The sequence below is a fragment of the Staphylococcus sp. ACRSN genome, assembly GCF_022346615.1.
Lineage (GTDB): Bacteria > Bacillota > Bacilli > Staphylococcales > Staphylococcaceae > Staphylococcus.
The window spans coordinates 21,893-34,598 of the sequence record NZ_JAKRNS010000010.1 but is presented as its reverse complement, the minus strand read 5'-3'; the positions used below and the strand labels follow the sequence as shown (position 1 = coordinate 34,598).

Sequence of the window (12,706 nt, the reverse complement as noted above, 5' to 3'; positions counted from 1 at the left end):
GGTGGAAAATAATGTCAGATGTTTCATTAAAATTATCAGCAAAAGATATTTATGAAAAAGATTTTGAAAAAACTATGACGCGTGGATATAGAAGAGAAGAAGTAGATGCCTTCTTGGACGATATCATAGCAGATTATCAAAAAATGGCAGACTTAGATAATGAAGTCGTAAAACTTTCTGAAGAAAATAATAAACTAAAAAAAGAACTTGAAGAGTTGAGATTACGTGTAGCAACATCGAGACCACAAGAAAATAAGAACTTTTCTTCAAACAATGGTGCTACTAAAAGCACAAATAATAGCGGCAATAACGTAGATATTTTAAAAAGAATATCTAACTTAGAAAAAGCTGTATTCGGTAAATAATACACACTGTCTTTATACTCATTGCACATGAAGGTGAATATTGTATTACCTACATAAAAGTAACTTGGACAAAAATACTATTATCTAAAAAAGACAATTTCTATTGCGATAATTATAGAAATTGTCTTTTTTGCAACCAAATCGCATAATTACATACATATATAATCGAAAATAAAGTGAATGCAATATATGATATTTTCAGAAAATCAGTTGATTCACACATAAAATCAAATTATTTAGGCGTATATTTTATTTTTGTTTGTTTCGAAAGATAAATAATGATATACTCTTAAAGATGGTGTTTCGGGTAATCGCTATAGCGATATAGAGGAAAGTCCATGCTCACACAGTCTGAGATGACTGTAGTGTTCGTGCTTGACGAAACAATAAGTCAAGGCATTAATTTGACGGCAACGAAATAGCCTAAGTCTATTCGATATGGTTAAAATAGTTTGAAAGTGCCACAGTGACGTAGCTTTTATAGAAATATAAAAGGTGGAACGCGGTAAACCCCTCGAGTGAGCAATCCAAATTAGGTAGGAGCACTTTTTTAGCGGAATTCAACGTATAATTAAGGCATAACTTTATTTAAAAGTTATGTAGACAGATGGTTACCACCTGCGTACGAGTGTAACTAGTACACGTTAGCAGTACAAAGGTACAAAACATGGCTTATAGAAATATCATCACTAGACCCAAGCTCTCCCAAATCGGAGAGCTTTTTTAATTGCCTAAAGTATAATGTTCTATTTTAAGTATAGATATTTACAAAGTTCATAAACTTGCAGCATATCTATTTAAATAAACTTTTGATAAAATACATACATAATCATAATAAGCGAAGGAGACAAACTATGTATCAATTATTAGCCGTATGTCCGATGGGATTAGAAGCAGTTGTAGCTAAGGAAATCCAAGAACTTGGATATGAAACAACTGTTGAAAATGGCAGAATATATTTTGAAGGTGACGAAACTGCAATCGTTAAATGTAATTTGTGGTTAAGAACTGCTGACAGAATTAAAATTGTAGTAGGTCAGTTTAAAGCAACATCATTTGATGAATTATTTGAAAAAACAAAAGCATTGCCATGGGAAGCAATTATTGCACAAAATGGTAATTTCCCAGTTCAAGGTAGAAGTGTGAAATCAACACTATATAGTGTACCTGATTGTCAAGCAATCGTTAAAAAAGCAATCGTTGAACGACTAAAACGAGCATATCAAGAAAGAGGTTGGTTAAGTGAAACAGGTGCAAAATATCCTGTGGAAGTTGCTATCTTGAAAGACGAAGCATTACTTACAATTGATACGTCTGGCTCTGGTTTAAATAAACGTGGTTATCGTTTAGCACAAGGTGAAGCACCAATCAAAGAAACACTAGCAGCGAGCTTAATTCGCTTGGCTAACTGGACTGGTGAAACACCATTAATTGATCCTTTCTGCGGTTCAGGTACGATTGCGATTGAAGCAAGTTTAATTGCTCAAAATATCGCTCCTGGGTTCAATAGGGACTTTGTTTCTGAAACATGGGATATCATGCCTGATAATTTATTTAACGAAATGCGTGATGAGGCAGACCAACAAGCAAACTATGATAGAGAAATTGAGATTTACGCTTCTGATATTGACCCTGAAATGATTGAAATTGCAAAACGTAATGCTGAAGAAGTAGGTTTGTCTGATATTATTAAATTTAGTGTGAAAGACGTGAATAATTTAACGATTGATACTGAAGAACCTATAGCATTAATAGGGAATCCACCATATGGAGAACGAATCGGTGATCGTGATGAAGTTGAAGAAATGTATCGCTATATCGGAAAGTTGTTAAGCGAACATGAGAAATTATCAGCATATGTACTAACTAGTAATACAGAATTTGAACATTTAACAAATAAAAAAGCAACAAAACGAAGAAAACTGTTCAATGGTTATATTGAATGTACTTATTATCAATACTGGGGCAAACGATAAAGTATAAATAAAGTGTTTACCTCTCTATATAAAATGTCTAATATTTTTAAAATAAGTCAAAGGAGGTACACGAATTGAATAATGAATTTAAAAAGGGTATCATATTTGCTTTTGGTGCTTATATCTTATGGGGGATACTCCCAATATATTGGGAACTCATTCATGACATTGGTGCATTTGAGATATTAGCTTTCAGAATTATCTTTTCTATGGTATTTATGGTTCTCGTTGTTATTATAGCCAATAAAACAGGACCATTTATACGTGATGTACGTCAACTATTTGCACAACCAATACAACTAATTGCAATTATTGCTGCCGGTTACGTGATTACTATTAACTGGGGAACATTTATTTGGGCGGTTACCAATGGACATGTATTACAATCTAGTTTAGGTTATTACATTAATCCATTGGTTAGTATATTGCTGTCATTAATCTTTTTAAAAGAACGTTTCAATAAAGCGGAATGGGTCGCAATCGCATTAGCCGTTATAGGCGTCTTATATATGACAATTAAAATGGGCGTCTTCCCAGGCATATCTTTACTATTAGCTGGTTCATTCGGTATTTATGGTTTAATTAAAAAGGTTGTTCCTATTGATGCAATTAGTAGTATAACAATTGAATGTATTGTAACTGCACCTGCTGGATTAATATATATTTGGTATATCTGGCATCAAGGCAATTTAACTTTCGGTTATAATGCATCGTCATTTTGGTTATTATTATCAGGTATAGTAACAGCAGTCCCTCTAATACTGTTTTCAGCTGGTGCAAGAAGAATTCCACTTTCTTTAACAGGTTTCATACAGTATATTGGTCCTACGATTATGTTTGTATTAGGTGTATTCTTATTTAAAGAACCTTTTAACCTAGATCAACTTGTAACATTTATTTTCATCTGGATAGGCATTATTGTGTATAGTGTTTCACAATACTTCAAAATAAAAAAAGATAAAAATCCAGCTATAACTTAAACAGGATATAAAATCCTCAAATCTCTAGTATGTTTTTATATACATGTCGACAATGTATTGTGAAACTTCACTAGAGATTTTTTAGTTCTTTTAACAATTCGTGCAATAATAATCTATATTATAAAGATTTTCTTAAATTCATATTATGATTAAGTAAAATTTGAGTTTATTGTTAGTATAAACAGGTTAACTGTAGTATTGTGAGCATAAGCGAGGAAACGTTTAAATTTAACGTTAATAGTTATTCATACTTAAATTGAATAATACATCTATATATTAATGAATAATGATTTATAGGAGTGATTAAATGACAAGAGTATTAATATTAGGTGCTAATGGTGCAGTTTCTAAAGCAGCAATTAATTCCTTTTTAGAAAACACATCATATACCTTACGTTTATTTTTAAGAGATGCAAACAGATTACCTGATTATGCTTCTGATCGCATAAGGGTAAGAGAAGGAGACGCTACAAATCTAGACGATGTAAGTCGAGCAATGGATGACGTCGATATTGTATTGGCTAGTTTATCTGGTGAATTAGATAAAGAAGCAGAAACAATTGTTAAAGCAATGGAAGATAAATCGGTTAAACGCCTTATTTTTGTAACAGCCTTGGGTATATATGATGAGATACCAGGAGAATTTGGTGAATGGATAAAATCACAGATAGGCGATCAACTAAATATTTATAGAAAAGCTGCAGATATTATCGAGGCTTCTGATTTGGATTATACAATCTTCAGACCTGCTTGGTTAACTGAGAAAAATGAAATCGATTATGAAATTTCAACACGTGAAGAACCTTTCAAAGGAACTGAAGTATCAAGAAAGAGTGTTGCTGCAGTTGCAGTAAACATAGCTAAAAACCCTCAACTCTACTTAAGAGAGAATATAGGTATCAACAAACCAAATACTGAGAATCAAATACCAAGCATATAATTCGTTTTCTTTTACTAAATACAACAGTTAAAGGTGCAATTAAAAACCATCCTATAAATTGGATGGTTTTATTTATGTATAAAGCCGAGTTAAATCAGACAAGTAATGCTTTTATGAAATATATCATTTAAGTTGAAGCTTCCACTTTAACGAAGCTTTGAATTTATAAAAATATAATTTAGTTAACTTACTTTTGACTATTGCTTTTTTGTTATACAATAAGATTAATTACATATACGTAACAAAGGGGATAATATAATGTCTAACACTACGCAACTAGATATTTTATATAAATTAAAGAAAGAAGTTGAGAAATCAAATAATGAACGATTAGTACATATCATTAACCAAGTAATCAAAAAGGTCTACCTAGAACAATATACTGCTACGTTTGTCGGTCATTTTTCTGCTGGTAAATCTACATTGATAAACTTGTTATTTGAAGAGAGTATCTTACCTAGTTCACCAGTACCTACAACAAGTAATACTGCTATTGTCACTGTTACAGATGAAAATGGTATTATAGCTAATTTAAATAATAAACAATATACAAATTTAACTAATTATGATGAAGTTAAACAAATGAATCGTGAAAATTTTGATGTAGAATCCGTAGAAATTAAATATAACTCTAGTAAGTTTAATCACGGCTTTACATTGCAAGATACACCTGGAGTTGATTCTAATGTATCTACACATCAATCTAGTACAGAAGAATTTATGTATACAAGTAATGTCTTGTTCTATACTGTAGATTATAACCATGTACAATCTGCTTTGAATTTCCAATTTATGAAACGTCTCAATCAAGCAAACGTTCCAGTCGTGTTTGTAATCAATCAAATCGATAAACACAACGAAACAGAAATATCATTTGACACTTTTAAAAATCGTGTAGAAAAGTCTATCGAAGAATGGGAAATTGAACTTGATCGTATATTTTATGTTTCTAAATTTGAACATGAACATAATGAAATCAATGATTTATCTAGTTATCTTGTTGAAAAAGATAACAATAGGGAATCTATTGACTCGTATGTATCACGTATCGTGAAATTTATTACAGAAGAACAACTATCGTATATCCAGTACGAAATCAATAACTTGTTAGATAAATTAGACATTTATGAAGCGGATTTCGATCATGCCTATTTAAAATTCCAACAACATCGTGAAGTTAGCGAAGAAGCTAAATTACTAAATAACCCAGAACGCTTATTTGACTATTTAGAACAAAAGCGAAAAGATATATTAGAAAATGCATATGTCATGACACACGATACAAGAGAAACTATACGATATTACTTAGAAAGTCGTATAAAAGACTTTAAAGTTGGGGGCATTTTTAATAAGAAAAATAAAACACGTGCAGAACAACAACATAGACTTGATGCTCTAATTAATCAATTACAAGAAAAAGTTAATCAAGAAATTCGTCAACCTTTACGTAGCGACATGTCGTTTTTAACACGATTTATCAATTCGGCAGAAATTAACAATGAAATTTTAAACCAACATTATGAAATTCAACCAGAGCTCATTACTGATTTATATCAACAGCAAATAAGCATTAGTAATCAGTATGTCCTTACATTTTCAGATGATCTAATGAAATCAATTAAAAAATATATTGCAACTGCTTCTAATCCTTTATTCAAAAAGGCAATCCAACATGCTAAAGCAAATGACATCGGTATAGCGGAAGAAGATGACTATAACGATTATCAAAGGTTTATGGACTATAGAAATTTAAGAGAATCCCTACAAACAGAAAATTATATGCATTACTATATCCACATTGATGATTCATTAGATAAGTTAATAGACCGAACAAAAATCGAATATCGTCCAAACCATAATCAGCAATCTAAAAAAATAATAAAAGAAGAACATAAGCAGACTGTGTTAGCAGCTGAAGATTATACTGAACAAATTATTAGTGGTTTAAATACAATTAAAGATATACCACTTTTTGAACAGACGAAAAAAGATATTGCCGACACATTAACAAGGTTGGACAACAAGACAATTAAAATAGGCGTGTTTGGTACCTTCAGTGCTGGTAAAAGTAGTTTGATTAACGCATTGTTAGGCGATCAATATTTAGTGAGTTCTCCAAACCCAACGACTGCGGCAATGACAGAACTGTCTTATGGCAAAGAAAGTCAGATTACTTTAAAAGAACCTGAGCAATTATTAAATGAATTAAATCAGGTATTTGAAATAGAAAATTACTCATTTAAAAATATTTCAGATTTCATCAATCAAAATATTGAAAAATTAACTGCCAACATGGAAAAAAATAAATTGGCGTTTGTGAAAGCAATTAAAAAGCATTATTCAATGTACCAAAACTTAATTGAAAATGGATTAGTACACACAGTTGAATCAGATGCAATAAAAAAATGGAGTGCTGAAGACGAATATGCAACATTTGTTAATACAGTACATCTAAAGTTACCGTTAGATTGGTTAAAGGATAAAATCATTGTTGATTCACTTGGTTTACACTCAAATAATCAGAGACACACGAATGAAACTGAAAAGATATTAACGTCTTCTGATTTAATTATATATGTAAGTTATTTTAACCATTCATTTACAGATAATGACAAACGATTTATTGAACACATGAAAGATATGAATCAACTAAACGAAAATCAAGCATTTAAAATGGTTGTGAATGCAACTGATTTAGCTGAGACTGAAGAAGATTTAAATGCTGTGATTGAATATGTTGGCGATGCTTTAGAGCAAGTAAATATGAAATCTGATATTTTCCCAGTATCTAGTAGAACAGCACTTAAAACTGGAGATAAAGGTATTGATAAACTACGTCAAAGTATAGAGCATTTTGCAAAAGTAGAGTCAAAAAGTATTTTACAAAAGCAAATGTTAGGTCAGCTTGAGCATATATCTCGAGCATTTGAGGATATGATAGAAGAATTTGAACACAATCAATCTCAAATTGAATTGCGTAAAAAGCAATTAAATCAATTCAGTAATAATGAAATTCTTTCACATAATTTATTGCAACCAGCAGAACAGAGAACATCAAATGAAGTAGAAGATCAAATTTATCATTTAAGCCAAAGGCTAAAAATACAATTGCTAGATGAAGTGAAATCAGTTTATAATGGTCAAATGACTAAAAATAGTGATTTCAATACTGAGAAACGTTTATCTACTAAAACATACTTAGATCAAATACATCAAAGATTGTATTTAGAACAGTCACTATTAATAGAAAGAATTAAAAAATATTTTGTAGAACAATTACAAGATGAAATCGCACCATTAAAACAAAAAATGGAACAAGTACATGTTTTCTTCGAAGCTGATTTTAGTCATATTGACGCGTCCATAAATGATCCACTATTAACAATAGAATTAGAAAAAATGGTTAAGTCATTACCTAAGTCATTGACTAAGAAAAACATCTTACAACCTAAAACTCAAGGTGAAATCCAAGAAAAAATCAATAACTTAACTATGGAACACTTAAATCCAGGTATAGCAGATTTAAGAAAGGCACTTTTTGATATTGTTAAATCTATGCAAACACAAGTAGAAATACAATGTACTGAAATTGAAAAAGATATACACGAACAAATTAAATCGTTACTTGCTTTCGATTTAGATAATGCATTAATTGAACAGTTAAATGATGCAAATAAACAATTAAAAGAATTATTGAAAGTATAGAAAGGATTTAATCAATGACAAACAAAATTTTACTTATAGATGGAATGGCATTATTATTCCGTCATTTTTATGCAACGAGTTTACACAATCAATTCATGCGTACATCTAGTGGCATGCCTACAAATGGTGTTCAAGGCTTTATTAGACACGTTTTTACAGCCATAAATGAAATTAACCCAACACACGTAGCTGTGTGTTGGGATATGGGGAAATCCACATTTAGAAATGATATGTTTGAAGGATATAAACAAAATAGACCTGCACCACCAGAGGAATTGATACCTCAATTTGATTTTGTTAAACAAGTATCCAATCAATTTGGTTTCGTTAATATTGGAGTTCAAAATTATGAAGCTGATGATGTTATCGGAACATTAGCACGTGAATATTCTAACGAACATCAAATTCATGTTATAACAGGAGATAGAGATATATTACAATGTATCAACCCAAATGTAGAAATATGGCTTACAAAAAAAGGGTTTAATATTTACAATCGTTACACATTAGATCGCTTCCAATCTGAATATGGTTTGAATCCTGAACAATTAATCGATGTAAAAGCATTTATGGGCGATAGTGCGGATGGTTATCCAGGTGTTAAAGGTATTGGTGAAAAAACAGCAATCAAATTAATTCAGAGTCACGGGAATGTTGAATCTGTTATTGCAGCTTTAGACCAATTAACACCAGGACAACGTAATAAAATAGAAGCTGATATGGACAACTTAAAGCTTTCTAAGACGCTTGCAGAAATACACACTGAAGTTCCATTAAATGCAAATGAGTTATTACCCGAAATGAAATTTGCAACAGACATCACAAAAATTTTAAATATTTGCAATGAACATGAACTTTTTGTTTCAAGAAAGTATTTAACTACACATTTTAGTTAAAAATTAACAAAACAAATAATACCTATAGCAAGGGGACATACACTCCCATAGCTATAGGTATTATTTGTTTAAAATTAAGGTAAATTGGTTCTTCTATTATTTTTTATTTTTAGTTAATTGATATAACGCGGATTGTGCATGATGATTTGCTTCTTTATTTTGTGCTCTCGGTATCCATTTAACAAAAAACAAATCAAAATTACTTTCCATTTTTTTCACTTCATTTAAAAACGGTTTGAACTTTTCATTTCTAACATGACCTTTATTTATTGTATCTTCTATTAATTTTGAATCTGTATAAACCAAAGCAGTATTTAAATCTAGCATTGTTGCTTTTTCTAGAGCAAATTTTAAACCCATCCATTCTGCTGAATGATTATCCAATAAACCTAATTCACAAGTATAATGATAACGTGCTTCGTCTGTTATGATTACTACTGCACAAGTACTTTCACCTGGATTACCTGATGTAGCAGCATCAAAAAATATTTTTGCCATAAATTCACCTACACATTTTAATTATTTATATTTTAACAAAGTAATGCTAGTTATACTATTTTTTACAATCAAAATACTTGTTAAAACGATTTGAATTTCGTATTATTATCGACATACATAATAGTGTAGTGAAACACTCGGGATTATGGAGGGATTTTATGAAACAATTATTTATCATACACGGTTATCAAGCTGGGGTTCAAAGTCATTGGTTCCAATGGTTATCTGATAAAATGAAACCTTATGGTTACAATACTAATATTGTTTACTTACCTAATAGTAAAAACCCAAGTTTTGATGATTGGCAAAATGCATTAAAAGAGAATTTAACAGGAAATCTAAATCAAAATACCGTAATAGTAGCTCACAGTCTAGGCGTTATTACAACATTAAATTATTTATCTAAAATTAACAATATGCCACTTATTAAAGGTTTGTTCTTAATTTCAGGTTTTATAGACAAATTAGAAAATCTACCTGAGTTAGATGATTTTATAGAGCAATGTGAAATCAATCCTAATAAAATTCATTCACGACACATATACTCAATTGCTGCAATTCATGATCCAATAGTAAATATTACGGCTTCAAATCAAGTATCTCAATGTTTTGGCATTCGTACACATAGTATTAATCATGTTGGGCACTTTCTAGATAACGAAGGATATAAAACATTTAATGAATTGTTTGAACAAATTTTGAAAATTATATAGAAAACAAAAGAATGCCGACAAAATCATAAATTTTGCCGACATTTTCAAACGATAATAACAGTTATACAATTAATAACCTTCATCTAACTTTTGTATTTTTCCATTTCGATACATAGATTTTGCCCAATACCCAAACGGTACATTGAAAATCGTTGAAATTACTTTAAGAAGGTATGTAGTTATGAAAATTTCAAGTACCGCACCATTTGGCATTGAGCCAATAAATGCAATCGATACAAACAAAGCTGTATCAATAATATTACTAATAATTGTACTGCCATAGGCTCTAATTATAAATGTTCTATCAGAACTAAATACTTTTTTAATCAAAGAAAATATAAACACATCTAAATGTTGACCAATAATATATGCAATTACAGACCCAAGTGCAATCCTTGGAACCACATTAAATATTGTTTCTAGTGCATTTTGCGATGTATCAATTGATGAGGGTACAAATTTGAGTGACATTTGCATCACAATTATCATTACTAACGTTGAACTGAAGCCAATCCACACTGCACGTTTTGCTATTTTTCGACCGTAGATATCATTTAAAATATCTGTGGCTAAATAAATTGATGCAAACATAACATTCCCTAAAGTAGCAGAAATGCTAAATAAATCTACTGTTTTAAGCACTTGAATGTTAGCTATAATTGTCCCAATAGCAATCCAAGCAATTAAACCATGCTTCCCAAAAAGTCTATACATTAAAACTAATAATAAAAACGTAACTAAAAACGTTAAAACACCAAATATTTCATTAAACAATTTAAAATCCTCCTAAATTTTGATGATGCGGGTGTTTAGAAACCGCTTCTTAACAACTGATTTATTTTACCAAAAGATAATCAAATTGCAAAGCCCTTAAAATAAATATACTATTTGATATTTCTAACTTAGTACTTTATAAATTTTATATTAAACAATTATAGTTACAAGTGATATAATACGAACAAGTGACCTATACTTAATAAAGATTATCCTTAACTATATCTCTTTATTAATTTTATATAATAGGAGCGTGACAATTATTTTAACTTACTCGGAAAAAGAGGCAATTGATGCAATCGATAATTTAATAAACACTTATTGTAATCAATGCTTATTAAAAAATCATAAAAGAAAAACCGATGGTAAAACACAAGCGCATCATTTTTGTATAAATGAATGTTCTATTGGTAAGCAAATTAAACAATTGGGTAATGAATTACAATAAGGAGGCAATTATTTTGGATATAAAAACAATCGAACAAACACCAAGTCCAAACACAATTAAAGTCGTATTATATGAAGCAAGGGAAGGTAATCAATCTAACACATACAATATGGTTAAAGATGATCAACCTGAATTTATTAACGCATTATTAGAAATCGAAGAAGTGACATCTATTTTTTATGTTATGGACTTTTTAGCAATAAATAAAACTGACACTCAAGAATGGGAAGACGTTTTACCAAAGATTACTGAAACATTAGAAGAAATATAAAGAGGAGGCATCTAAATGGAAATTGTTCGTGTAGAGCCTACACCAAGCCCAAACACAATGAAAATTGTCTTAAATGAAAAGCGTCAAGACAATAAATCAAATACGTATACTTCTATTAAAGATGACCAACCTCAATTTATTAATGATATATTAGCAATTGAGGGTGTTAAATCAATTTTCCATGTCATGGATTTTTTAGCTGTAGACAAAAAACCAAAATTTGATTGGGAAGTTGTATTGCCTATTGTTACTGCAACATTAAAAGAAGACATTGCTGATGCAACTGAGGAAGTTCTACCTGATGAACATTTTGGTGAAGTCAAAGCCGAAGTATTGAAATTTAAAGGCATACCATATCAAATTAAGTTAACAACAAATACAGAAGAAAAAAGAAAACAACTTCCTGAAATTTTTGTAGATAGTATGTTGGCAGCACAAAAAGATAACGATAACATTGTATTTTTGAGAAAATGGGAAAATTTAGGTGTAAGGTATGGAGAACTAGATGAGATTATGGCAGAAGTTTTCGAAGAAATTACAGCCGTATATCCTGAATCACTATTAAACCAACTTGTTGAAGATGCATTGGCTACAGAAGTTGTAATTCCTGAAAAAACCTATCAACATGTGACTTTAGACACATATCAAACAGCCAGTGATTGGAAAGAGCGATTGAGAATGTTAAAATCATTTCCAACACCAACCATAGAAGATTTTCCATTATTAGGCAAAGCGCTAAACGAAGATAAAATTCCTTTACGTCGTGAAGCAGTGGTATTACTAGGGATGATTGAAGATGAATCCGTTTTACCATATTTATATAAAGGGCTCAATGATAAAAGTCCTGCAGTAAGACGTACAGCAGGAGATTGTCTGAGTGATTTAGGCTTCAAAAAAGCATTGCCGGAAATGGAAAAGGCATTAGATGATCCACAAAAAATTGTTCGTTGGCGTGCAGCTATGTTTATCTTTGATGAAGGCTCAGAAGAGCAATTACCTGCTTTAAAAACACATGCCAATGATCCTGCATATGAAGTGAAACTACAAATTGAAATGGCAATTTCACGTATAGAAAACGGAGACGAAGCATTGGGTTCTGTCTGGAAACAAATCGCTAATAGAAACAAAAATAATTAGATA

At 30.6% G+C, this 12,706-nt stretch carries 11 protein-coding genes, 1 other RNA gene and 1 pseudogene; 11 read left to right on the top strand and 2 right to left on the bottom strand.

Annotated features, from left to right (window positions below; all coding sequences use genetic code 11):
- Nucleotides 1-11: 11 nt before the first annotated feature.
- The 7 genes from gpsB to MHZ36_RS10090 all read left to right on the top strand — a co-directional run bounded on the left by gpsB (nt 12) and on the right by MHZ36_RS10090 (nt 8,862).
- Entirely contained in the window at nt 12-365 is a 354-nt protein-coding gene (gene gpsB / locus MHZ36_RS10120; protein ID WP_239231430.1) for a cell division regulator GpsB, read from the top strand.
- A gap of 299 nt (nt 366-664) precedes the next feature.
- Nucleotides 665-1,045, top strand: an RNA gene (rnpB, locus tag MHZ36_RS10115) — RNase P RNA component class B.
- A 174-nt stretch (nt 1,046-1,219) separates the two neighbouring features.
- Complete coding sequence (locus MHZ36_RS10110) at nt 1,220-2,341, top strand: THUMP domain-containing class I SAM-dependent RNA methyltransferase (protein ID WP_239231428.1); 1,122 nt, start codon at nt 1,220-1,222, stop codon at nt 2,339-2,341.
- A 74-nt stretch (nt 2,342-2,415) separates the two neighbouring features.
- On the top strand, nt 2,416-3,321 hold the full coding sequence (rarD, locus tag MHZ36_RS10105) for an EamA family transporter RarD (protein WP_239231426.1): 906 nt from the start codon (nt 2,416-2,418) through the stop codon (nt 3,319-3,321).
- A 307-nt stretch (nt 3,322-3,628) separates the two neighbouring features.
- Nucleotides 3,629-4,261: an SDR family oxidoreductase gene (locus MHZ36_RS10100; RefSeq protein WP_239231425.1), complete on the top strand. Its 633-nt coding sequence runs from the start codon at nt 3,629-3,631 to the stop codon at nt 4,259-4,261.
- Nucleotides 4,262-4,519: 258 nt separating this feature from the next.
- Nucleotides 4,520-7,966: a dynamin family protein gene (locus MHZ36_RS10095; RefSeq protein ID WP_239231417.1), complete on the top strand. Its 3,447-nt coding sequence runs from the start codon at nt 4,520-4,522 to the stop codon at nt 7,964-7,966.
- Nucleotides 7,967-7,980: 14 nt separating this feature from the next.
- Nucleotides 7,981-8,862 (top strand): 5'-3' exonuclease, encoded by an 882-nt coding sequence (locus MHZ36_RS10090; RefSeq protein WP_239231416.1) that lies wholly within the window; start codon nt 7,981-7,983, stop codon nt 8,860-8,862.
- A 96-nt stretch (nt 8,863-8,958) separates the two neighbouring features.
- Here the strand turns inward: MHZ36_RS10090 and MHZ36_RS10085 are convergent, their stop codons facing one another.
- The gene (locus MHZ36_RS10085; protein WP_239231414.1) at nt 8,959-9,360 is read right to left on the bottom strand and encodes a ribonuclease HI family protein; all 402 of its coding nucleotides are present in this window, start codon (nt 9,358-9,360) and stop codon (nt 8,959-8,961) included.
- Between the two features lie 158 nt (nt 9,361-9,518).
- Between MHZ36_RS10085 and MHZ36_RS10080 the strand changes: the two genes are divergently transcribed.
- Nucleotides 9,519-10,073 carry an RBBP9/YdeN family alpha/beta hydrolase gene (locus MHZ36_RS10080; protein WP_239231412.1) on the top strand — a complete coding sequence of 185 codons (555 nt, stop codon included), beginning with the start codon at nt 9,519-9,521 and terminating at the stop codon, nt 10,071-10,073.
- A 69-nt stretch (nt 10,074-10,142) separates the two neighbouring features.
- Here the strand turns inward: MHZ36_RS10080 and MHZ36_RS10075 are convergent, their stop codons facing one another.
- Nucleotides 10,143-10,847, bottom strand: coding sequence for a queuosine precursor transporter (locus MHZ36_RS10075; RefSeq protein ID WP_239231410.1), 705 nt, complete (start codon nt 10,845-10,847; stop codon nt 10,143-10,145).
- Between the two features lie 253 nt (nt 10,848-11,100).
- Between MHZ36_RS10075 and MHZ36_RS10070 the strand changes: the two genes are divergently transcribed.
- The 3 genes and pseudogenes from MHZ36_RS10070 (at nt 11,101) to MHZ36_RS10060 (ending at nt 12,703) form a co-directional block, all read left to right on the top strand.
- Nucleotides 11,101-11,295 (top strand): zinc-finger domain-containing protein, encoded by a 195-nt coding sequence (locus tag MHZ36_RS10070; RefSeq protein WP_239231409.1) that lies wholly within the window; start codon nt 11,101-11,103, stop codon nt 11,293-11,295.
- Nucleotides 11,282-11,560: pseudogene (locus MHZ36_RS10065) on the top strand (NifU N-terminal domain-containing protein); the annotation flags it as partial. The gene MHZ36_RS10070 and the pseudogene MHZ36_RS10065, both read left to right, overlap by 14 nt.
- Nucleotides 11,561-11,581: 21 nt before the next feature.
- Entirely contained in the window at nt 11,582-12,703 is a 1,122-nt protein-coding gene (locus tag MHZ36_RS10060) for a conserved virulence factor C family protein (protein ID WP_239231407.1), read from the top strand.
- Nucleotides 12,704-12,706: the final 3 nt, after the last annotated feature.

Excerpts from the sequence above, each read along its gene's own strand:
- MHZ36_RS10090 (WP_239231416.1), top strand. The coding sequence starts at position 7,981 with ATGACAAACAAAATTTTACTTATAGATGGAATGGCATTATTATTCCGT.
- MHZ36_RS10100 (WP_239231425.1), top strand. The coding sequence starts at position 3,629 with ATGACAAGAGTATTAATATTAGGTGCTAATGGTGCAGTTTCTAAAGCA.
- MHZ36_RS10095 (WP_239231417.1), top strand. The coding sequence starts at position 4,520 with ATGTCTAACACTACGCAACTAGATATTTTATATAAATTAAAGAAAGAA.
- MHZ36_RS10110 (WP_239231428.1), top strand. The coding sequence starts at position 1,220 with ATGTATCAATTATTAGCCGTATGTCCGATGGGATTAGAAGCAGTTGTA.
- MHZ36_RS10060 (WP_239231407.1), top strand. The coding sequence starts at position 11,582 with ATGGAAATTGTTCGTGTAGAGCCTACACCAAGCCCAAACACAATGAAA.
- MHZ36_RS10085 (WP_239231414.1), bottom strand. The coding sequence starts at position 9,360 with ATGGCAAAAATATTTTTTGATGCTGCTACATCAGGTAATCCAGGTGAA.
- gpsB (WP_239231430.1), top strand. The coding sequence starts at position 12 with ATGTCAGATGTTTCATTAAAATTATCAGCAAAAGATATTTATGAAAAA.
- MHZ36_RS10080 (WP_239231412.1), top strand. The coding sequence starts at position 9,519 with ATGAAACAATTATTTATCATACACGGTTATCAAGCTGGGGTTCAAAGT.